The organism is Micromonospora haikouensis, assembly GCF_900091595.1.
Taxonomy (GTDB): Bacteria; Actinomycetota; Actinomycetes; order Mycobacteriales; family Micromonosporaceae; genus Micromonospora; species Micromonospora haikouensis.
In genome coordinates this window covers 196,375-218,505 of the sequence record NZ_FMCW01000003.1, presented here as the reverse complement: position 1 = coordinate 218,505, position 22,131 = coordinate 196,375, and the positions used below count along the sequence as shown (strand labels likewise).

Annotated in this window: 17 protein-coding genes; 9 read left to right on the top strand and 8 right to left on the bottom strand. The window is 71.5% G+C overall.

Annotated features, from left to right (window positions below; translation table 11 throughout):
* Positions 1–138 precede the first annotated feature (138 nt).
* The 3 genes from GA0070558_RS04490 to gyrB all read right to left on the bottom strand — a co-directional run bounded on the left by GA0070558_RS04490 (position 139) and on the right by gyrB (position 6,912).
* The gene (locus GA0070558_RS04490; protein WP_091276030.1) at positions 139–1,053 is read right to left on the bottom strand and encodes a DUF3566 domain-containing protein; all 915 of its coding nucleotides are present in this window, start codon (positions 1,051–1,053) and stop codon (positions 139–141) included.
* 3 nt (positions 1,054–1,056) lie between these two features.
* Complete coding sequence (gyrA, locus tag GA0070558_RS04485; protein ID WP_369523367.1) at positions 1,057–4,770, bottom strand: intein-containing DNA gyrase subunit A; 3,714 nt, start codon at positions 4,768–4,770, stop codon at positions 1,057–1,059.
* Positions 4,771–4,965: 195 nt separating this feature from the next.
* Positions 4,966–6,912 carry a DNA topoisomerase (ATP-hydrolyzing) subunit B gene (gyrB, locus tag GA0070558_RS04480; RefSeq protein WP_077935373.1) on the bottom strand — a complete coding sequence of 649 codons (1,947 nt, stop codon included), beginning with the start codon at positions 6,910–6,912 and terminating at the stop codon, positions 4,966–4,968.
* 517 nt (positions 6,913–7,429) lie between these two features.
* On the opposite strand from gyrB, the gene GA0070558_RS04475 reads away from it, so the two are divergent.
* Entirely contained in the window at positions 7,430–7,984 is a 555-nt protein-coding gene (locus GA0070558_RS04475; protein ID WP_043961011.1) for a hypothetical protein, read from the top strand.
* A gap of 153 nt (positions 7,985–8,137) precedes the next feature.
* Here GA0070558_RS04475 and GA0070558_RS04470 read toward each other — a convergent pair whose 3' ends face one another.
* The 5 genes from GA0070558_RS04470 to dnaA form a co-directional block, all read right to left on the bottom strand.
* A complete protein-coding gene (locus tag GA0070558_RS04470) occupies positions 8,138–8,770 on the bottom strand; it encodes a DciA family protein (RefSeq protein WP_439709564.1) in 633 nt (210 codons plus the stop codon).
* Between the two features lie 43 nt (positions 8,771–8,813).
* Positions 8,814–9,947 (bottom strand): DNA replication/repair protein RecF, encoded by a 1,134-nt coding sequence (recF, locus tag GA0070558_RS04465; protein ID WP_091276020.1) that lies wholly within the window; start codon positions 9,945–9,947, stop codon positions 8,814–8,816.
* Between the two features lie 16 nt (positions 9,948–9,963).
* Positions 9,964–10,836, bottom strand: coding sequence for a phosphogluconate dehydrogenase (NAD(+)-dependent, decarboxylating) (gnd, locus tag GA0070558_RS04460; RefSeq protein WP_077935365.1), 873 nt, complete (start codon positions 10,834–10,836; stop codon positions 9,964–9,966).
* Positions 10,837–10,876: 40 nt separating this feature from the next.
* Positions 10,877–12,010 carry a DNA polymerase III subunit beta gene (dnaN, locus tag GA0070558_RS04455; RefSeq protein WP_077935364.1) on the bottom strand — a complete coding sequence of 378 codons (1,134 nt, stop codon included), beginning with the start codon at positions 12,008–12,010 and terminating at the stop codon, positions 10,877–10,879.
* Between the two features lie 882 nt (positions 12,011–12,892).
* Positions 12,893–14,797: a chromosomal replication initiator protein DnaA gene (gene dnaA, locus GA0070558_RS04450; RefSeq protein ID WP_091276275.1), complete on the bottom strand. Its 1,905-nt coding sequence runs from the start codon at positions 14,795–14,797 to the stop codon at positions 12,893–12,895.
* Positions 14,798–15,417: 620 nt separating this feature from the next.
* Here dnaA and rpmH point away from each other — a divergent pair.
* The 8 genes from rpmH to GA0070558_RS04410 all read left to right on the top strand — a co-directional run bounded on the left by rpmH (position 15,418) and on the right by GA0070558_RS04410 (position 21,665).
* Positions 15,418–15,555 (top strand): 50S ribosomal protein L34, encoded by a 138-nt coding sequence (rpmH, locus tag GA0070558_RS04445; RefSeq protein ID WP_074478258.1) that lies wholly within the window; start codon positions 15,418–15,420, stop codon positions 15,553–15,555.
* A gap of 36 nt (positions 15,556–15,591) precedes the next feature.
* On the top strand, positions 15,592–16,008 hold the full coding sequence (rnpA, locus tag GA0070558_RS04440; protein ID WP_091276010.1) for a ribonuclease P protein component: 417 nt from the start codon (positions 15,592–15,594) through the stop codon (positions 16,006–16,008).
* On the top strand, positions 16,005–16,292 hold the full coding sequence (gene yidD / locus GA0070558_RS04435; RefSeq protein ID WP_077935362.1) for a membrane protein insertion efficiency factor YidD: 288 nt from the start codon (positions 16,005–16,007) through the stop codon (positions 16,290–16,292). Before rnpA ends, yidD begins: the two co-directional genes overlap by 4 nt.
* A gap of 3 nt (positions 16,293–16,295) precedes the next feature.
* Complete coding sequence (gene yidC / locus GA0070558_RS04430; RefSeq protein ID WP_077935361.1) at positions 16,296–17,279, top strand: membrane protein insertase YidC; 984 nt, start codon at positions 16,296–16,298, stop codon at positions 17,277–17,279.
* Between the two features lie 213 nt (positions 17,280–17,492).
* Positions 17,493–18,086, top strand: a complete 594-nt coding sequence (locus tag GA0070558_RS04425; RefSeq protein WP_091276008.1) for a Jag family protein — start codon at positions 17,493–17,495, stop codon at positions 18,084–18,086.
* 202 nt (positions 18,087–18,288) lie between these two features.
* The gene (gene rsmG / locus GA0070558_RS04420; protein WP_091276272.1) at positions 18,289–19,002 is read left to right on the top strand and encodes a 16S rRNA (guanine(527)-N(7))-methyltransferase RsmG; all 714 of its coding nucleotides are present in this window, start codon (positions 18,289–18,291) and stop codon (positions 19,000–19,002) included.
* Positions 19,003–19,265: 263 nt separating this feature from the next.
* On the top strand, positions 19,266–20,609 hold the full coding sequence (locus tag GA0070558_RS34820; protein ID WP_091276005.1) for a ParA family protein: 1,344 nt from the start codon (positions 19,266–19,268) through the stop codon (positions 20,607–20,609).
* 27 nt (positions 20,610–20,636) lie between these two features.
* Positions 20,637–21,665 carry a ParB/RepB/Spo0J family partition protein gene (locus GA0070558_RS04410; protein WP_091276002.1) on the top strand — a complete coding sequence of 343 codons (1,029 nt, stop codon included), beginning with the start codon at positions 20,637–20,639 and terminating at the stop codon, positions 21,663–21,665.
* Positions 21,666–22,131: the final 466 nt, after the last annotated feature.

Here is a 22,131-nt window from a genome sequence, read left to right as displayed (position 1 = left end):
AAGGTTAACGCATCCGCCCGCCGCGCCCCAAATCGGGGGCCGCCGAGCGCCGAGCGCCCCGCCGTACCCCCCGAAACTACCCGGACGCACGACGCCGGGGCGACCGCTTTACGCGGCCCGCCCCGGCGTCGGACGCGGTCAGTCCCGCTCGGCGAGCGTCAGCTCGATCCCGCCGACCAGGTCGGCGCAGACGTTGTAGACGAACGCGCCGAGAGTCGCCAGCGCGGTGAACAGGACGACGTTGACCAGGCCGATCAGGGCGGAACTCAGGATCACACCCTTGGCGGTGATCTGGAAGGTGCTGCTGCTCTGCCCGCCGGCGGCCACCAGGTCGGTCAGGCTGTCGTTGACGCTCTGGAACACACCCATCGCGTCCAGCGCCAGGTAGAGCACCGACGTGGCCACGACCACCACGATGAAGAGCACGACGGAGACCGCGAACGCGAACTTCATCACGGACCACGGGTCGATCCGCTTGAGGTTCAGCCGGGCCCGGCGGGGCCCGCGCGACGCGGCCGAGCTGACCGAGGTACGCGCCGAGCGCACCGCGTCACCCACGCGGGCCGCCCCGACGGCCGCCGCACCGGCCACCCCCGGCGGCAGCCCGCCGCCACTGGCGGGACGGCCGACACCGGCCGGACGGGCACCGTCCGGCTGCGGCTTCGTGGCGGTGCCACCCCCGATGCGCGGCAGGGTGCCTGTGACGGCGCTGCTGCCGGCCGCCGACTGCCCGCCGCCGGTCCTGATCGGCTGGGTCGTCGCCGGACGGGCCGCACTGCCCGCCGCCGCGGCCGGAGCCGCCGCGGAGGTGGGCGCGTCGATGCCGGATGTCTCGGTCTTGTCGCTCGCCCCCGAATCGTCGCCGGGGGAGTCCGGCGGCGGCGCCATCCCGGGCGCCCGGGTGAACTTCGGGGCAGGCGCGTCGGCGGGGACGGTTGCCCGGCCCACGGCCGCGCGGCCGGTCGCTGGTGCGCCGCCCTTCGCGGCGGCCTCCTCGTCGACCGGGTTGGCCGAGGTCCCCTTGTTCCCCGACTTCGCCTGTGTCTCCGTCATCAACTAGTCCTGTTCGTCAGGCTCGTCGGCATTGCGAGCAATCGCCACGATAGTCACGCCGTCCGGGAGGTCCATCAGCTTGACCCCCATTGTGTTCCGGTCACGCGTACGGCGTACAGGCTTCACCGGAGTCCGGATGACGCCACCGTTGCTGGTGATCGCGAACAGCTCGTCGTCCGGGTGGATCACCACAGCGCCGACCAGACCACCGCGGCGCTCGGTGATCTTCGCAGTCAGCACGCCCTTACCTCCCCGGCCCTGCACCGGGTATTCCTCGATCGGGGTACGTTTCGCATATCCCCCGTTCGTGGCCACCAGGACGTCCAGCCCCTCGCGGACCACCTCCATGGCCAGCAGGACGTCCTCGTCGCTGAACCGCATGCCGATCACACCCGACGTGGCCCGACCCATCGGCCGCAGCGCCTCGTCCGTGGCGTTGAAGCGGATCGCCTGCGCGTTCTTCGACACCAGCAGCAGATCGTCGGACGGGGCGACGAGGGCAGCACCGACCAGCTCGTCCTCATCGCGCAGGTTGATCGCGATGACTCCGCCGGAACGGTTGGAGTCGAACTCCTCGAGCCGCGTCTTCTTCACCAGGCCGTTCTTCGTGGCCAGTACCAGGTAGGGGGCCACCTGGTAGTTCGGGATTTCGATGATCTGCGCGATCTGCTCGTCCGCTTGGAAAGCGAGCAGATTGGCCACGTGTTGGCCCTTGGCTACCCTACTGGCTTCCGGAAGCTCGTACGCCTTGGCCCGGTACACCCGGCCCTTGTTCGTGAAGAACAGGATCCAGTCGTGCGTCGAGCACACGAAGAAGTGGCTGACGATGTCGTCCTGCCGCAGCGTGGCCCCGCTGACGCCCTTCCCGCCACGCCGCTGCGAGCGGTACAGGTCGACCTTCGTCCGCTTCGCGTACCCGGTGCGGGTGATCGTCACCACCACGTCCTCGCGGGCGATCAGGTCCTCCATCGAGACCTCGCCGTCGAACGGCACGATCTTCGTACGCCGCTCGTCGCCCCACTTCGCGATGATCTCGCCCAGTTCCTCCGAGACGATCCGCCGCTGCCGCTCCGGCTTGGCCAGGATGTCCTTCAGGTCGGCGATCTCCAGCTCCAGCTTCGCCAGATCGTCGAGGATCCGCTGCCGCTCCAGGGCCGCCAGCCGGCGCAGCTGCATGTCCAGGATCGCGGTCGCCTGGATCTCGTCGATCTCCAGCAGCCGGATCAGGCCCTGCCGGGCGTCCTCCACCGTCGGCGACCGCCGGATCAGGGCGATCACCTCGTCCAGTGCGTCCAGCGCCTTGCTCAGGCCGCGCAGGATGTGCGCCCGCTCCTCGGCCTTGCGCAGCCGGAACGCCGTCCGCCGCCGGATCACCTCGATCTGGTGCTCGACGTAGTAGCGGATGAACTGGGCCAGGTTCAGCGTGCGCGGCACCCCGTCGACCAGCGCCAGCATGTTCGCGCCGAACGTCTCCTGGAGCTGGGTGTGCTTGTAGAGGTTGTTCAGCACCACCTTGGCGACCGCGTCGCGCTTGAGCACGAGCACGATCCGCATGCCCGTACGCCCCGAGGACTCGTCCCGGATGTCGGCGATGCCGGCGAGCTTGCCCTCCTTGATCAGCTCCGCGATCCGCTCGGCCAGGTTGTCCGGGTTCACCTGGTAGGGCAGCTCGCTGACCACCAGCGCCGGGCGGCCCCGCTTGTCCTCCTCCACCTCCACCACGGCCCGCATCCGGATCGACCCGCGACCCGTGCGGTACGCGTCCTGGATCGCCTGGGTGCCCACGATCAGACCGTGGGTCGGGAAGTCAGGACCCTTGACGATCTCGATGAGCGCGTCGAGGGTCGTCGCCTCGTCGACGTCCGGGTTCTCCAGGCACCACTGCACCGCCGCGCCGATCTCGCGCAGGTTGTGCGGCGGGATCTTCGTGGCCATGCCGACCGCGATGCCCTCGGAACCGTTGATCAGCAGGTTCGGGATCCGCGACGGCAGGATGGTGGGCTCCTTGGCCCGGCCGTCGTAGTTGTCCTGCAGGTCGACGGTGTCCTCGTCGATGTCCCGCAGCATCTCCATCGCCAGCGGGTCGAGCTTGCACTCCGTGTTGTGGCTGACGAACCCGTCGGAGACGAACGAGTGGTCGTCCGTGTCCACCCGGATGCTGTAGACCGGCTGCACCCCGGCGTCCGTGACGCTGGCCACCTCGGCGTAGTAGAACCGGCCGTCGACCAGCGGCTCAACCACGTCGAGCACCTCGCGCTCGGTGATCCGGGCCACGATCTCCTCGCGGTCCCGCTCCCAGCGCTCGATCCGGTCGACGTTGTGCCGGCGCAGCCAGTCCCGCTCGGTCCACCGGGTGGCGCCGTGCTCGCGGATGAAGTCGCCGACCAGCGGCACGTGGTCGCCGGAGAGCGCGGTGCTGCTCGCCGGCACCTGGGCCAGCTCCGACTCCAGCTTGACCTGCTTGCGGCCGAGGAAGCCGACCTGCTGGGCGAAGATCCGGGCGTCGCGGCGGTTGGTCACCACCACCTTGATCTCGCCGTTGTCGTACGGGCACTGCCGGCTGATGACGCCGAACTCCAGCAGGAGCTGCTGCACCTCGCGGGCCAGCCGCTCGCTGCGGGTCGAGTACGAGATCTGGATGGTGTTGCGGGGCAGCACCGACGACGAGCCGTCGCCCTCGAACAGGGCCTGGAGGAAGGCCCGCTTGATCGCCGCCGGCCCCCGCCAGACGAACTCCGGCACGAACTTTGCGGCACTCCGCGCCCCGACCAGCTCGCCGAGGGCTGTAGTCGCGAGCTGCCGAACGCTTGCGCGAAGGCGGTGCAGGGTCTTGCCGGATGGCATGACCTCTTCGCTGAACCAACGCTTGCCACCGATGGCCAGGTCGAAGGCCGCGACAACCCGAGTGAAGAACCCACGATCCGCGTTGGCGAACTCGACCCATGCGTCGGAGATCCAACCCTCACTGACTAGGGCACCGGCGAGGACGGCCGCCTCGACGTGCTCCAGCATCGGGTAGCCGATCTCCTCCGGCACCGTCCGCTGGATGACCACCCGGTCGCCGGGGCCGATCTCGGCGAGCAGCTTCCACAGCAGGGTCGGCACGCCGGCCACGTCGACCAGGCAGAGCACCGGGTGGTTGTGGGTGCCGGTCAGCTCGTACCCCTCGCGGGTGCGCAGCCGCAGCGTCGGGTGCTCGCCGGAGTGGAAGAACTTGGAGGCGCGGACCAGGTCGCCGTTGCGGTCGCGGACCTTCAGCTCGATGTCGGTCTCGCTGCTCGGCGCGGCGTCGGGGACGACGTCACCGATCCGGACCGCGCCGTCGGCGGTACGAATACGGACATTACCGGTGATACAATATCTCATCGCCGCAGCCGGGTCGTTTCCGGGCGAACCGAAGTTGCCGTTGCCGTCGACCAGCGGGTAGCGCAGCGACCAGGGCTGCGCCATCCGGACCAGCGCGTCGTAGATCGCCGAGTCGCCGTGCGGGTGGAACTGACCCATCACGTCTCCGACGACGCGGGAACACTTCACGTAGCCGCGGTCCGGCCGGTAGCCGGAGTCGAACATGGCGTAGAGGATCTTGCGGTGGACCGGCTTGAGCCCGTCCCGGACGTCCGGCAGTGCCCGCCCGACGATGACGCTCATGGCGTAGTCGAGGTAGGAGCGCTGCATCTCCACCTCGAGCCCGACCGGCTCGATCCGGTCGTGCGCCACGACTGCGGCGGCGGGGGTCTCGGGGACCTCGGGCTCGCTCGGGGTGGACTCGGGGGTATCGGTCACTGTTAACCCTTATCAGAATCAGAGTCGGTTTCGTGCTGTGGATAACCGCTGTGGAAACCGGCCACACTGTGGATAACTCTGTGGATCGGCGGGCCGCCGGTGGACGGCCGGGCGGTCCCGCCGGCTCCGTCAGATGTCCAGGAAGCGGACGTCCTTGGCGTTGCGCTGGATGAACGAGCGGCGCGCCTCGACGTCCTCACCCATCAGCACGCTGAACAGTTCGTCGGCCACCGCCGCGTCGTCGAGCGTGACCTGACGCAGGGTGCGGGTCGCCGGGTTCATCGTGGTCTCCCAGAGCTCGGGGTAGTTCATCTCGCCGAGGCCCTTGAAGCGCTGGATGTCGTCCGGCTTGGCGTTGGGCTTCTTCTGCTGGCGCAGCGCGATCAGCCCGTCGCGTTCGCGGTCGGAGTACGCGTACTGCGCGTCGTCGCCCTTCTTGTTCCACTTGATCTTGTAGAGCGGCGGGGCGGCCAGGTAGACGTGGCCCAGCTCGACCAGGGGCCGCATGAAGCGGAACAGCAGGGTGAGCAGCAGCGTCTGGATGTGCTGGCCGTCGACGTCGGCGTCGGCCATCAGCACCACCTTGTGGTAGCGCAGCTTCTCCATGTCGAAGTCGTCGTGGATGCCGGTGCCCAGGGCGGTGATCAGCGCCTGGACCTCGTTGTTCTTCAGGACCCGGTCGATCCGGGCCTTCTCCACGTTGAGGATCTTGCCGCGGATCGGCAGGATCGCCTGGGTGCGCGGGTCCCGGCCCTGCTTGGCCGAGCCGCCGGCCGAGTCGCCCTCAACGATGAACACCTCGGACTCGCGCGGGTCGGTGGACTGGCAGTCGGCGAGCTTGCCCGGCATCGAGCCGGACTCCAGCAGCGACTTGCGGCGGGCCAGCTTGCGGGCCTGCTGCGCGGCGATGCGGGCGCGGGCGGCCTGGGACGCCTTGGTGATGATGATCTTCGCCTCGGCGGGGTTCCGGTCGAACCAGTCGACCAGCCACTCGTTGCAGACCCGCTGCACGAAGCTCTTCACCGGGGTGTTGCCGAGCTTGGTCTTGGTCTGGCCCTCGAACTGCGGGTTGGCCAGCTTGACCGAGATGATCGCGGCGAGGCCCTCGCGGATGTCCTCGCCGGAGAGCTTCTCGTCGCCCTTGAGCAGCTTCTTGTCCGCGCCGTAGCGGTTGACCACGCTGGTCAGCGCCGCGCGGAAGCCCTCCTCGTGAGTGCCGCCCTCGTGGGTGTTGATCGTGTTGGCGAAGGTGTAGACCGACTCGCCGTACGACTCGTTCCACTGCATGGCGATCTCGACCGACATGCCCTCCTCCTCGGCGCCGAACTCGACCACCGTCTTGTGGATCGGGGTCTTGGAGGCGTTGAGGTGCCGGACGAAGTCGGCGATGCCGCCCTTGTAGCAGAAGGTGACCTCGCGGGTCTTGCCCTCCTCGCCCTCGGGGACCCGCTCGTCGAGCAGGTGGATGGTGAGGCCCCGGTTGAGGAAGGCCATCTCCTGGAGGCGGCGGTAGATGGTCTGGAAGTCGAAGTCGACGGTCTCGAAGACGTCGGCGTCGGGCCAGAAGGCGACGGCGGAGCCGGTGCGGTCGGTGGTCTCGCCCTTCTCCAGCGGCGACGGCTTGGAGTTGGCGTACTGCTGCCGCCAGACGAAACCGGACTTGTGGATCTCCACCGCCATCTTGGTGGAGAGGGCGTTGACGACGGACACGCCGACGCCGTGCAGACCGCCGGAGACGGCGTACGCCTTGCCGTCGAACTTGCCGCCGGCGTGCAGCACGGTGAGTGCCACCTCGACGCCGGGCTTCTTCAACTTGGGGTGCAGGTCGACCGGGAAGCCACGCCCGTTGTCGGTGACCCGGACCCCGCCGTCGGCCAGCAGCACCACGTCGATGGTGTCGCAGTAGCCGGCAAGCGCCTCGTCGACCGCGTTGTCGACGACCTCCCACACCAGGTGGTGCAGACCGCGCTCGCCGGTCGACCCGATGTACATGCCCGGCCGCTTGCGGACCGCCTCCAGCCCTTCGAGGACGGTGATCGACTCGGCGCCGTACTCCTGCTTGTCCTGCGCTGCCACCCTCGGCCACTTTCTCGCGCCGCCAGCGCCGCAAGCGGCGAGTCGGGCGCGGGTTCGGCGGACAGGACGCGACGTCGGCGCGCGGACCGGCACCGGGCGTGAACCGGGGCACGGGCCGGAGCGCCGGTCGCCGCGGATGCCCGCGGATCGCGATCGGCTCGACCCGACGTGGGACAATGATCTCGGGCCGGTGGGCCCGTGTCCGTCGCACCGTGTCGGGTCTTCGTCTCGCCCTCAATCTTACTGTGCGCAGACGACAGAACCGCCACTCGGCACCCCTTCGCGGCGGCTGAGAACTCCGTAGCCGGCCGATCCGCGCCACCCGCGACTCCCCCTACGGGCGAGCCCCGGATCGGGTGGCGGCGCCGCCGCCGGGACTCGGGGGGTGGGGGTCGCGGCGGGAGGGACGGTGGGCGTAGGTTTGCGGCGCCCAGCGTGGCCGGTCTTGATCTTTTCCGGTCGGAACCGGACGATCGACCCGAACGCTTCGACACGTGCTCTCAAGGGGTGACGCCAGATGGGGCTGGACAACGTCGCGGTGCACTGGCCGCGGACCGGCCGCTTCTACGATCCGGTCGCACCGGCCGAGTTCGTCGACTTCGGCGAGATCGTCGACCTGCCGCGGATCTCCGCGCCGACGGCGGCTCTCGCCGAACACATCGCAAAGACCGGCACGGTCCGGGCGACCGCCTACACGGAGCTGGTCGACCTGCTGCTCGGGCTGGAGAATGTGCTCTACGCCACGGAGAACGCGGCCGAGGACGAGGACCCGGTGATCGACCCGGACGGCTGCGCCTGGATCGCCGGCGGGATCGAGCGCTTCGTGGCCGGTCACCGGCCGCACGGGGAGACGGTCACCTTCGACTCGGTCAGCACCGTGCTGCGTGGGCTGCTCGGCGACGGCCGCCTCGCCGAGCAGCAGTTGCGCTGGCTCGACACCCGCCTGGACGGGCTGCGCGACGAGAACGGCGACCCGCCGCAGTGGGACTTCACCTGCGCCGAGCTGGGTGTGCTGGCGGCCTTCTACCGCCGCTGCGCCGACCGGGGCTTCGCCGTCTACGCCGACGCCTGATCGGCCCGGCACCGGCCCGTCCCGCGCGTGGTGATCGACTCCATGTCGGCGACGTGGCGGTATCCGGGCGGCCGGGATACCGCCACGTCGCCGACATCGCGCGGCCGGCCCGCCCGAGGCGGCCCAGGCCCGCCCGCCCGCGCGGCCCGGGCGTCAGCCGTACGTGTCGCGGGGGCCCCGGCCCCGGACGCGGCGCGGCCCCCGGGACCAGGACGGCGCGGCCGGCCCGTGGATGTGCAGCTTGCGCACCACGTTGTGGCCCACCTCGCTGGCGATCTGCCGGAGCAGCGAGGCGGCGAGCAGCCGCAGCTGCGTCGCCCACGCGGTGGACCGGGCCTCGACGGTCAGCTCGCCGTCCTCCAGCTTGACCGGGCGGCTGTTCTGGGCCACCTCGGGGCCGACGACCCGCTCCCACGCGCCGAACACGGTCGCCTCGGCGGCCGGCTGCTCCCAGCCGCGCGCCTTCATCAGCCGGCCCAGCACGACACCCAGCGGCTGCGGGTCGCGGGGGTCCGGCCCGGGGCCGGAATAGCCGCGTAGCCGCCGGCCGCCCTCGCCGTCGCCGGAGACGACGCTGCGCCGGCGGTTCTTGGCCGCCGTCTCGCGGCGGGCCCGCGCGGCGTCCAGCACCGCCCGGGCCAGTTCCGGCCCCGCCGCCCCGGCGGGCGCGTCGCCACCGCCCGCGGCGGCCGGGCCGTCGGACCGTCCGGTCCCGTCGGCCGCCCGGCCGGCGCCGCGGCGTGCGCCGCCGCCCGGGGCTGCGGCGTCCCGGCCAGCCGGCCCCACGGCGGGGGTACGGGGCCCGAGCCGGGCCGGCGGCAGCTCCTGCTCATCCGGCACGGCGCACCTCACCCTCGCCGACCTGGTAGCGGACGCCGTGCAGGCCGGTCGGTACGTCGTCGTCCACGGCGCAGGTCACCAGCAGTTGGCTCGCCCCGCCGACCAGCCCCGCCAGCCGCTCGCGGCGGCCCGCGTCGAGCTCGGCGAAGACGTCGTCGAGCACCAGCACCGGCTCGATGCCGTCGGAGCGGAGCAGGTCGTATCCGGCCAGCCGCAGGGCCAGGGCGAACGACCAGGACTCGCCGTGGCTGGCGTACCCCTTGGCGGGCAGCGGGCCGAGGGTGAGGGCCAGGTCGTCGCGGTGCGGGCCGACGAGCGTGGTGCCGCGCTCCACCTCGGCGGACCGGGACTCGGCCAACGCCGCGAGCAGCGTCTCGGCCAGCGCCGCCCGGTCCGCCACCGGGTCCGTCAGTTCCACCGACGGCCGGTACGTGATGCCCGCCGCGCCCTTGCCGGCGGCGACCGCGTCGTAGGCCTTGGTGACGTGCGGGCCGAGCGCGGCGACGAGTTCCAGCCTGCCGGCGAGCAGCTCGGCCCCGTGCCGGGCGAGGTGGGTGTCCCAGACGGCGAGCGTGGACAGGTCCCCGCCGCGCGACCCGCCGGTCTTGCGGGCCAGGTACGCGGTGCGCAGCAGGGCGTTGCGCTGCTTGACGACGCGTTCGTAGTCGGCGCGCACCCCGGCGTAGCGGGGCTGGCGGCTGACCAGCAGGTCGTCGAGGTAGCGGCGGCGTTCCGCCGGATCGCCGCGGACGAGTTCCAGGTCCTCCGGGGCGAACAGCACCATGCGCAGCGCGCCGAGGACGTCGCGGGCCCGCCGGGCGGGTGAACGGCCCAGCCGGGCCCGGTTGGCCTTGCCGGGGACGATCTCCAGCTCGACCAGCAGTTCCCGGCCGTCGTGCGCCACCGCGCAGCGGATCACGGCCGACGTGGCGCCCAGCCGCACCAGCGGGGCGTCCGTGGCGACCCGGTGCGAGCCCAGGGTCGCCACGTAGCCGAGCGCCTCGACGAGGTTGGTCTTGCCGGTGCCGTTGGCGCCGACCAGGACGTTGGAGCCGGGTTCGAGGTCGACGGCGACCCGCTCGTAGGAGCGGAAGTCGACCAGTTCGAGCCGGCGGACGTACACGGGTGGCGGACGCCGCTCAGCGCTTGTGGACGGCGTGGCCGCCGAACTGCTGGCGCAGGGCGGCGACGGCCTTCATGGCGGGAGAGTCCTCCTGCCGGGAGGTGAAGCGGGCGAACAGCGAGGCGGCGATGACGTTCAGCGGCACGGCCAGGCGGATGGCCTCGTCGACCGTCCACCGGCCCTCGCCGGTGTCCTCCGTGTAGCCGCTCAGGTCGGACAGGTCCGGGTCCTCGTCGAGGGCGCGGTCGAGCAGGTCGAGCAGCCAGGACTGGACGACGGTGCCCTCGCGCCAGGACTTGAACACGCCCGGCACGTTGGTGACCAGCTCGGACTTGGTGAGCAGCTCGTAGCCCTCGGCGTAGGCGTGCATGAGGCCGTACTCGATGCCGTTGTGCACCATCTTGGCGTAGTGGCCGGCGCCGACGGGGCCGGCGTGCACGAAGCCGTGCTCGCCGGCCGGCTTGAGCGCCTCGAAGATCGGCATCAGCCGGTCGACGTGCTCCTGCGCGCCGCCGACCATCAGGGCGTAGCCGTTTTCCTTGCCCCAGACGCCGCCGGAGACGCCGACGTCGAGGTATCCGATGCCGCGCGTGTCGAGCCGTTCGGCCCGGGGGGCGTCGTCGCTGAACCGGGAGTTGCCGCCGTCGATGATGATGTCGCCGTCGCTGAGCACCTCGGCGACGGCGTCGATGGTGGTGTCGGTGACGCCGGCGGGGACCATCACCCAGACGGCCCGGGGGCCGTCGAGCTTCTCGGCCAGCTCGGCCAGGCTCGTGACGTCGCTGCGGTCGGCGTTGCGGTCGTAGCCGACCACCTCGTGACCGGCGGCGCGCAGCCGCTCGCGCATGTTGCCGCCCATGCGGCCGAGTCCTACGAGGCCGAGCTGCATGTGTTCCTACCTCCGCTGCGTCCGGGTCGGGTATGCGCGATCAGCGGGAGACGCGGATCGGCATGATGAGGTACCGGTACCCGGGGATGACCTCGCCATCCTCGCCTGCGGGGGAAATCACCGCCGGCTTGAAGGCGTCGACGAACGCGAGCTGCGCGAACTGGGCGCCCAGGTTGGCCAGCCCGTCGATGAGGTACTGCGGGTTGAAGCCGATGGTCAGCGGGTCGCCGGTGAAGGTGGCGTCCATGGCCTCGCTGGCCCGTGCCTCCTCGGTGCCGCCCGCCTCCACGACGAGACCGTCGGAGCTGAAGCTGAGCAGCACGGGGGTGGTGCGCTCGGCGACCAGCGCCACCCGCTTGACGACCTCGATGAGGGTGCTGACGGCGAGGCGGGCCTCGGCGTTGTGGCTGGCGGGGAAGAGCGAGCGCACCGGCGGGTAGTTGGCGCCGTCGAGCAGCCGGCTGGTGGTGCGCCGGGTGCCGCCGGAGAAACCGATCATGCCCTCGCCGGCCGCCCCCTGGGACAGGGCCATCGTCACGTGCCCGCCGAGCGGACCGAGGGCCTTGGCGGTGTCGTGCAGGGTGCGCGCCGGCACCAGGGCGTTGATGCTCACCTCGGGGTCGTCCGGGTGCCACTCCATCTCGCGCAGGGCGAGCCGGTAGCGGTCGGTGGCGAGCATCGCCAGGTTGCCACCCGAGAGCTCGATGCGGACGCCGGTCATCATCGGCAGCGTCTCGTCCCGGCCGGCGGCCACGGCGACCTGGGCGACGGCGGCGGCGAACGCGGCGGCGTCGACCGTGCCGGTGCTCTCCGGCATCTCGGGCAGGGCGGGGTAGTCCTCCACCGGCATGGTGGGCAGGGTGAACCGGGCGCTGCCGCAGACCAGTTCGAGGTGCGCGCCGACCGCGGCGATGTCCACCGGCTTCGCGGGGAGTGCCTTGGTGATCTCGGCGAGCAGCCGGCCGGAGACCAGGGCGGCCCCGTCGGCGTCACCCTGCACCTCGACGGTCACCTGGCTGGAGACCTCGTAGTCGAAGCCGGAGACCTGCAGGTTGCCGTCGGTCACCCGGAGCATCACGCCGGCCAGGACTGGCACGGACGGCCGGTTGGGCAGGCTCTTCGCGGTCCACGCCACGGCCTCGGCGAGCGCGTCGCGCTCCACTCGGAACTTCATCAATGCCTCCGCGTCGACGTCAGCGACAACTCTCTCATGCCGACCGCTGCCCACCGTCCCGCCCGACTGTGCGGGTTCCCATCGCACCTTAGGGCGCGCGGGCATCGGCTGTGCGCCCGACCCCGTGGATCGGGCCGGTGCCGGAGCGACTGTCTCCGGCCGTTCCGGCCCCATCCACAGGAAGTCCAACGGTGATGATTGGTTTTTGTTCTCTTAGAAGAACAAACTCATCGTCTTCGTAGCACCTGTGCAAACTGTGGAAAACCCGCGTCTGCGCAGGTCAGACACGTTATCCACCGGTGGTTAGCCTGTGGAGAACCCGGGGTAAAACCGGGCCGGTCGTCCACAGGCCCTCCGATCCACCGGGTTGTCCACCGCCGTCCACCGGTTATCCACCGGTTATCCACCGACTTTCTCCCCAGTCCTGTGGACGGGCCGCACCGGTCTTCGCGTCGTTGTCCCCAGAACCTTCAACAGGAAGCCCACAGCCGTCCTCCTGCCTGTGGGCGACGGGCGGCATCGTCCACAGGTGTCCACAGGCATCCACAGGTCCGTCCCCAGGGTTTGTCCACAGCCTGTGGGTAACCGGGGTCGGACCCTGCGTAGTTTTCCACCGCCGGTGGACAACCGGCTGTGGACAGCGTGTGGAAACTGTGGACGAGCATGTGCCGATCCTGGGGCCTGAACCGCGTCGAGGGTCAACACGAGGCGTCCCGGCACGCCTGTGGACGACGGCTCCGGGGTCTGGACGTGACCGGCGTCACGTCGACCCGGGTGCGCGGGCGCGGGGTCGACGCCGCCCCGGAACGCGAAAACGCCCGGCCGTCGTGGTCGGCCGGGCGTCGGTCGCCGCTGCGGGCGCGGGCGTGGTGGGCGTACGCCTCAGGTGGTCTGCTTGATCCGGTTGGTCAGCTCGGCGATCTGGTTGTAGAGCGAGCGGCGCTCCGCCATCTGCTGGCGGATCTTCCGGTCGGCGTGCATGACGGTCGTGTGGTCCCGCCCGCCGAACGCCTGCCCGATCCGGGGCAGCGACAGGTCGGTCAGCTCCCGGCACAGGTACATGGCGACCTGGCGGGCGTTGACCAGCACCCGGGAGCGGGAGTGCCCGCGCAGGTCCTCCAGGCTGACCCCGAAGTACTCCGACGTGGAGACCATGATCTGGTCGGCGGTGATCTCGGGGCCGGCACCGTCGGGGATGAAGTCCCGCAGCACCTCCTCGGCCAGCGACAGCTCGACGGTCGACCGGGTGAGGCTGGCGAACGCGGTGACCCGGATCAGCGCCCCCTCCAGCTCCCGGATCGAGTTCGACACCCGCGACGCGATGAACTCCAGCACGTCCGGCGGGGCGTAGAGCCGCTCCTGGGCCGCCTTCTTCTGCAGGATCGCGATCCGGGTCTCCAGGTCGGGCGGCTGGATGTCGGCCAGCAGTCCCCACTCGAACCGGGTGCGCAGCCGGTCCTCCAGCGTCGCGAGCTGCTTGGGCGACCGGTCGGAGGTGACGACGATCTGCTTGTTGGCGTTGTGCAGCGTGTTGAAGGTGTGGAAGAACTCCTCCTGGGTCCGCTCGCGGTTCTCCAGGAACTGGATGTCGTCGATCAGCAGGATGTCGACGTCGCGGTAGCGGCGCTGGAACGCGCTCGTCTTGTCGTCGCGCACCGAGTTGATGAAGTCGTTGGTGAACTCCTCGGTCGAGACGTACCGGACCGAGCGGGCGTTGCCCAGCGTGGTGGCGTAGTGACCGATGGCGTGCAGCAGGTGCGTCTTGCCGAGCCCGGAGCTGCCGTAGATGAACAGCGGGTTGTACGCCTTCGCCGGCGACTCGGCGACCGCGACGGACGCGGCGTGCGCGAACCGGTTGGACGAGCCGATGACGAACGTCTCGAACATGTACTTCGGGTTGAGCCGGTTCCCACCGGTCTCCGCCCCGCCGGGGAGCCGCCGGTCGTCCCGTCCACCCGGACGGTGATCCATGCCACTGCGACCCGGCCCGCTGTCGGTGCCGCCGTCGCGCGGCAACCGCTGGGGGGCCGGCACGGCGCCGGCCGCGTATCGGCCCTCGTAGGGGCGGGCCCCGCCGACGTCGATCCGGGGCCGCTCCTCGAAGCCGCGCCGGTCGGCGCCCGGCACCAGCGGTTCGGCGAAGGCGTCGCCGAACAGGGGCTCCTGGGCGTCGCGGGCGGCGGGGACGAGCCCCTGGCGGTGCCCGTCGTCGTTCGGGGCTGGCCGGGACGCGGGCCCCGGCTCCGCCACCCCGTGCCCGGGATGCCCGGCGGTGCCGTCCTGGCCCGGGTGGGGTGACCGCGCGTGGTCGGTGCCCGGCTCGTCGTGGCCGGGGTGGCCGGGATGGCCCGGGGCGGGAAAGCCGAGCGCGGGTTCGTGTCGGCCCGCGCCGGGCTCGTCGTATCCCCGGGTGTCGAACGCCGCTGCGGCGTCGAAGCCGACGGACCCGTCGAGGGCGGGCTGTTCGCCCGGCCCGGCGTCCGGGGTGCTGCGGTAGACCGTGCCGGCGGGGCGACCCGAGGGGTCCTCGGCGACCCGGACGGTCACCGCCACCTGGATCGGGCGGCCCAGCCGCCGGGTCAGCGCCTCGGTGATGGCCGGCCGCAACCGGGACTCGATCACGTCGCGGGTGAAGGCGTCCGGCACGGAGAGCAGGGCGGTGTCCTCGACGATCGCGCGGAGCCGGGTGAGCCGCAGGTACGCGCGTTGCTGCGCGGAGATGATCTCGTCGGCGAGTTCGTCCGTGGTCGCCGTCCACACCGCGGCTAGGTCGGTCGTACCGGCCACCGTCGTGCCACCCCCCTCGCTTCTGCTCCCGACCGCCGCGGTGGTCCAGCCGGACGGCTCACCGGCCGTCGTCCACAAGTTATCCACAGCCTGTGTGTACTGACCGATTGTGGCCCCCCGCCCGAAGCGGGTGGGACCTGCCCCCTGTCTGAACGGGCGCTGAAGCGGGTTTCACCGTGCCGAACGATTCACTGCCTGGTCGGGTCTTGCCCGAGTCCGGTCCTGCTCGACGACGACCGTCTCGCCCGACGACGGGAACGGGGCGACGACGCCGACCGCAAACGCGCACGCTAACAGCGCGGGGCCGGGGCCATCAACCGTCGACGCGGTGGCACCCTTGGCGACATCAGTGAAAAGCAGCGCTTCGGTCGTGGTCAGGGGCGCTGTGGGGGTGTGGCGGGGTGTTTGACGCTCATTGTCCCGCTGCGTAGGCTGGATCGGCTGCTCTGCCGCCCTCTGCTAGGGTGGTGCGTGCTTGCTGTCCGCGGTCGCCTCCCTCGCATCGCCGAGGTTCCGCGCCGCCGGGCAGCACCGATCGGGGGCCACCGCCGAGGTGGCCTGGACCACCACACGACCCCGGCGATCCCGCGCCCGGGGCGTACGAAAACGGAGAGCCTGACGTGAGCAAGCGCACCTACCAGCCGAACAACCGCCGGCGCGCGAAGACCCACGGCTTCCGGCTGCGTATGCGCACCCGGGCCGGCCGCGCCATCATCTCGACCCGTCGCGCCAAGGGCCGCACCCGCCTGTCGGCCTGAGGCCGACCGAGGCCGGTCCGGGGGACGTGGGCAGTCGTGCTGGCCGCCGCGCAACGACTGCGGCGCAGCAGTGACTTCGCCGCAGCGGTCCGGGCTGGTCGCCGGGCCGGCCGTGGCGTGCTCGTCGTCCACCTGACCCTGCCCGGCACACCAGGGACACCGACGGACGTCTCGCCGAAGCCGGCGCGGACCACCGGTGCGGAGCACACCTCCGCAGCGACCCGCGCCGGCTTCGTCGTGTCCAAGGCCGTCGGCCCGGCCGTCGTCCGCAACGTGGTCCGGCGTCGGCTGCGGCACCTGGTCCGCGAGCGGCTCGCGGCCCTGCCCGAGGGCAGCACCCTGGTCGTACGGGCACTCCCGGCCGCAGCCGAGGCGTCATACTCCCGGCTCGGGGCCGACCTCGACGCGGCGATCGCCACAGCCCGCGCCCCCCGGGGGCGGCGGCCCCGATGAGCAGCGATTCCACGGCGTCGCCGTCGACGAGCTTGGGTGCCCGGGTGCTGACCGGCCCCATCGTCGCGTACCGTCGTTGGATAAGCCCGGCACTGCCGGCCCGCTGTCGGTTCTACCCGTCGTGCAGTGCGTACGCCCTTGAGGCCGTGGCCCGGCACGGCGCGATTCGGGGGGCCGGTCTGACGGTCCGACGGTTGTTGCGCTGCCACCCCTTTCACCCTGGTGGACACGACCCGGTGCCCGAGCCGGGCGGTCGCCGCCGTGCCGAAGTGACTGGAGCCTGAGAATTGTTCAGTCTGGACTGGATCTACTACGCGATCTCGTGGATCCTGCTGACCTGGCACTCGGCCTGGGACGCCATCGGAGTACCGGTCGACGCGGTGATCGGGACGAACTGGGCCTGGATCCTGGCCATCGTCTTCCTGGTGGTCACCGTCCGGGTGATCCTGTTCCCGGTCTTCGTCAAGCAGATCAAGTCCCAGCGGGCGATGCAGGCGCTCCAGCCCAAGGTGAAGGAGCTCCAGGAGAAGCACAAGGGTGACCGGGAGACGCTCCAGAAAGAGATGATGGAGCTCTACCGGAAGGAAAAGGCCAACCCGCTCATGGGCTGCCTTCCGATGTTCCTCCAGATCCCGGTCTTCCTCGGCCTCTTCCACGTGCTGCGCCGCCTCGACCCGGCCAAGATCAATAAGACGCTCTACGGCTGGACGGTCGAGCAGTTCGACAGCGCCTCCAGCGCCAAGCTCTTCACCGCACCGATCGCCGGCAAGTTCGGCTCGACCGCCGACGAGCTGGCCCGCCTCGGGGCCAACGGCACCACCGTGAAGGTGATCGCCGGCATCCTGGTCCTGGTGATGATGGGCACCACCTACCTCACCAGCCGCCAGATGATCCTCAAGACCGGCTGGGCGGAGGACCCGCAGCAGAAGATGGTGCAGCGCCTGATGCTCTACGGCATCCCGCTGTCGCTGCTCGTCTCCGGCGCGATCTTCCCGATCGGTGTGATCATCTACTGGGTCACGAACAACCTGTTCACCCTCGGCCAGCAGCAGTGGGTGCTGCGCAAGTACCCGCCGCCGCCCACCCCGGGCCGCACCGGCGTCAAGTCCAACAGCCCGGTCCAGCCGGCCAAGACCGCCGGCCTGTTCGGCCGCAAGGCCGCCCCCGCTCCGGTCAAGCAGGCGCCGGCCACGCCGAAGGTCGCCGGCCCGAAGCCGGGCGCCAAGCCGGTCAACCCGAAGAAGAGCGGCCCGGCCAAGCGCCAGGGCTGACGCCTCCCCACCCGCGCCGGCCGCCCGGCACGGGCGGGACCGGGCCCTGGCCGCCGCCCGAGGGGCAGCGCCGGGCCGAACCCACCGCGCGTAGCGCGGTCGCGGGCGCCAGCCGCCCGTGCAGACGTGCCCGTGGGCACCGGTGATCTCCCGCCGGCCCCCGGGGAACCAGCGGACCCGACGGTCCGGCCGAGCGAGTACGGAGATGAGACCGTGACCGAGACCAGCATCCCCAGCGCTGACCCGTCAGTGGACGAGGAGAGCACGCCGATCGAGGCCACCGACGACGACACCGAGGAGGAGGCCGAGACCGGGGCCGCTCCCCGGGAGAAGAAGGCGCCGGCCGAGAGCGAGCTGTTCCGACAGAGCGAGATCGCCGCCGACTACGTCGAAGGGCTGCTCGACATCCTCGACTACGACGGGGACATCGACGAGCTGGTGTCCGGTGGGCGTCCGGTGGTCGAGGTCGTCGGCGGCCGACTGCAGAACCTGGTCGGGCAGCGCGGGGCCACCCTGGAGGCGCTCCAGGAGCTGGCCCGGCTGGCGGTGTTCCGGCAGACCGGGACCCCGAGCCGGCTGCTGCTCGACGTCGGCGGCTACCGCGCCACCCGGCGCAAGGAGCTCGCCGCCGTCGCCAAGAACGCGGTGGAGAAGGTCAAGGAGCACGGGGAGCCGGTGCGGCTCGAACCGATGTCCGCCTTCGAGCGCAAGTGCGTCCACGACGTCGTCAACGCGATGAGCGGCGTGGAGAGCGAGTCCGAGGGCGTCGAGCCGAACCGCCGCATCGTCGTCCGGCCTGCGGACTGACCAGGTGACCCACGACGACACCACGGCGGCAGCCGTGTCCGGCCCGGGTGGCACGCCGCCCGGGCCGTCGCCTGCCTGGCCCGGGGCGGCCGACGAAGCAGCGCCCGGCGTCGAGGCCGCGCCGCCCAGCGTGACGGCGCCGGCCCTCGGCGACGATGCGCCCCGCCCGACCGGGGAGGCACCGGATCCGGCCGTCGCGACGCTGCCGCCGGAGCTGGCGGAGGCCGCCCGTGCCCTCTTCGGCGACCGGCTCGAACTCGCCGCCGCGTACGCGGAACTGCTCGCCACCGACGGGGTGGTCCGCGGCCTCATCGGGCCACGGGAGGCACCGCGGATCTGGGACCGGCACCTGCTCAACTGTGCCGCGGTGGCGGAACGGATCCCGCCGGACGCGTCGGTGCTCGACGTCGGCTCCGGCGCCGGCCTGCCCGGGCTGGTGTTGGCCATCGCGCGGCCCGACCTGACCGTCACCCTGGTCGAGCCGCTGGCCCGACGCACCTCGTTCCTCGTCGAGGTGGTCGAGAACCTGGGGCTGGCGAAGACGGTCCGGGTCTTCCGGGGACGGGCCGAGGAGGCGGCGACCGGCTCGACCGGCGTCGGCCCCTTCAGCGCGGACATCGTCACCGCTCGCGCCGTGGCCCCGCTCGACCGCCTCGCCGCCTGGTGTCTCCCCCTGACCGTGCGGGGCGGGCGGCTGGTGGCGATGAAGGGCGCTTCCGCCGCCGACGAGATCGCGGAGCACGCCGAGGCCGTCGCCAAGTTGGGCGGGGGCGAGCCGACCGTGCAGCGCTGCGGGGTCGGTGTGATCGAGCCGCCGGCGACGGTGGTGGAGATCGTGCGCGAGCGGGTGGTGAACCAGCCCCGCGTCAAGTCGGCGGCGAAGCGCTCGCGCGGCGGGCGTCGCCGGGGCCGCTGACCGCCTTCGTCCTCGCGCGCCGGCTTCCCGCCGCAGGTCGGGTCGTTGATACGGGTGCGGGCACGCGCGGGCGGGAAATCCGGCGTGGACCGGCCGCGCCCGTCCGCCGTAGGCTGACCGCGCGTCGATAGTGTGGAGTGGACGGCATCTGACCCTCAGGGGGTCCCGGCCGCTCCCGCCGGGCCGTAGGCTCCGTGATGCGAACGAGCGTGGCCAAGACGACGGGGTGCGGGCCGACCATCCGGAGCGGGTAGGGATGACAGGTGCATGACGACGGCAGGTACGACGATCCACGGGTGAACGGTCGCGGAGAGCGGTCCGCAGCGGGCCCCGTTTCACGTGAAACCGACGAGCCCGGCTGGCCCGGCGGCGCCTACGGGGCGGCGGCACGCCCGATCGGCGGCGGCCCCGCTCCACGCCGCGACGCCCCTGCCGCCGCCAGCACCGGCACCACCGCCCCCCGGGCGGAGGCGTCCGGGACGATCTATGGCAGGGCCGGCAGCCCCGGCGTTCCGGCGGCCGACGGTTCCGACCCCGGGCCCTCCGCTCACTTCGAGTCGACACCCCGGCCTGCCGTCGTGCTCCCCCAGCAACCCGCACCGCACGTGGTGCCTGACGCGGCCCCGGAAGCCGCCGTTCCAGTCGACACGCCGGCACCGCGGGCCGGGGCCTATGGCACCGAACCGGCCGATGCCGCGTACGTTTCACGTGAAACCCCGACGCGCGAAGAGGATGACCCACCGTTGGCTATGGAGGCTATGCGCGCCGTGCAGATCCTTAATCCGAGTGGCGAGGTGACCATGCCGCGTCCGGAGCGGACCCGGGTGATGTGCGTCGCCAACCAGAAGGGCGGCGTGGGGAAGACCACGACCACGGTGAACCTGGCGGTGGCGCTCGCCCTGCACGGCAACCGGGTCCTCGTGGTCGACCTCGACCCGCAGGGCAACGCGTCGACCGGGCTGAACGTCCCGCACCACACCGGCGTGCCGGACGTCTACGATTGCCTGATCAACAGCGTTCCGCTGGAGGAGGTGGCCCAGGGCGTCGAGGGCATCCCCAACCTGTGGTGCGTGCCGGCCACGATCGACCTCGCGGGCGCGGAGATCGAGCTGGTGTCCGTGGTGGCCCGCGAGTCGCGGCTGTCCCGGGCGATCGACGCCTACCCCGGCCACTTCGACTACGTCTTCATCGACTGCCCGCCGTCGCTGGGCCTGCTCACCGTCAACGCCCTGGTGGCCGCGCAGGAGGTGCTCATCCCCATCCAGTGCGAGTACTACGCGCTGGAAGGGCTGAACCAGCTGATCAACAACATCAACCTGGTCCGCAAGCACCTCAACCCCAGGCTCGACGTCTCCACCATCCTGCTCACCATGTACGACCGGCGCACCCGACTGGCCGACGCGGTGGAGCAGGACGTCCGGAACCACTTCGGTGACAAGGTCCTGCAGGCGGTGATCCCCCGGAACGTCCGAGTCTCCGAGGCACCGAGCTACGGCCAGTCGGTCATGACCTACGATCCCGGTTCACGGGGGGCGACGAGTTACTTCGAGGCCGCCCAGGAGATCGCCGAGCGTGGGGTCAAGGAGCCGGTGAGCCGGAATGCGTAGTGCGGACAAGTCGCTGGGAGGCATCGTATGAAGAACCGTCCTCGGGGGGGTCTGGGTCGAGGGCTCGGGGCGCTGATCCCCACCGGCCCGGTCCAGCCCGTCGAGACGACGACGGCGATGCCCGAAGACGGCGAGGCGCCCGTCCCGGCGTCTGCACCGGCCCCGATGGCGGTGCCGGTCGACGTCGAGGCCCCTGCGGTCACGCCGCCGTCCGAGCCTCAACTCAGCCCGGTGCCCGGTGCCCGGTTCGCTGAGGTGCCGGTCGACGCGATCGTGCCCAACCCGAAGCAGCCCCGCCAGGTCTTCGACGAGGAGGCCCTGGAGGAACTGAAGACCTCCATCCAGGAGGTCGGCTTCCTCCAGCCGATCGTGGTGCGGGCACTCGACGGCGAGAAGTACGAACTCGTCATGGGCGAGCGCCGCTGGCGGGCCGCGCAGGCCGTCGGCCGGGAGAACATTCCCGCCATCGTCCGGGACACCCGCGACGACGCCATGCTCCGGGACGCGCTGCTGGAGAACATCCACCGGGCCAACCTCAACCCGCTGGAGGAGGCCGCCGCATACCAGCAACTGCTGGAGGAGTTCGGCGCAACCCACGAGGAGTTGGCCCGCCGGATCGGCCGGAGCCGCCCGCAGATCTCCAACACCATCCGGCTGCTGAACCTGCCCGCCCAGGTGCAGCGCCGCGTCGCCGCCGGGCTGCTCTCCGCCGGCCATGCCCGCGCGCTGCTGAGCCTGGACGAGGCGCAGGCGCAGGAGCAACTCGCGGCGCGCATCGTCGCCGAGGGGCTCTCCGTCCGATCGACCGAGGAGATCGTCGCGCTCGCGCTGGCGGACGGGCCGGCGAAGGCCCCGGCCGCGAAGCGGCGGACCACTGCCCACGCCCCGGCCCTCACGGACCTCGCGGACAGGCTCTCCGACCGGTTCGACACCAGGGTGAAGGTGGACATCGGCCGGAGCAAGGGCAAGATCACCATCGAGTTCGCCACGGTCGACGACCTGGAACGGATCGTCGGCCTCATCGGGGTCGGTCAAGAGGACACCCCCGAGGACTGACCCTCCACGCCTGCCCGCCGGCCGCGCCGTCCCACCCGGGCGACGCGGCCGGCGGCGTTTCAGGCTGCTGCCCGGGTGGCCCCGAGGGGCATCGCCTCCGGCAGTCGTCGCCCCGTGGCGGTCGGCACGATGCGGCCCAGGCTCCGTGAGGCGGTGCGAGGGCCGTCCACCTCCGTGCGCCGCGGTCGCCGACACGTTCCACGTGAAACCCCCGGTCTCCGGTGGGCTGCCCGCCGTCGGAGGTGACCGCCAGGCGGGCTCGCCCCATGGCGGTGGGAGACGGGACACGTCTCGGCCGACGATCGGCTCGGAGCCCATCGCATACGCCGAAGACGTTGGTGGACAGGTAATGCCGAGCACGCCCCCGGGCGCGGAGCGGGGCACCGCAGTGTCCGGGGGGTCGGCGCCATTGCTACGCGGGCTTGCCGCCGTTGGCTCGCGGACTTGCGGGATCGGCGCCGTTGGC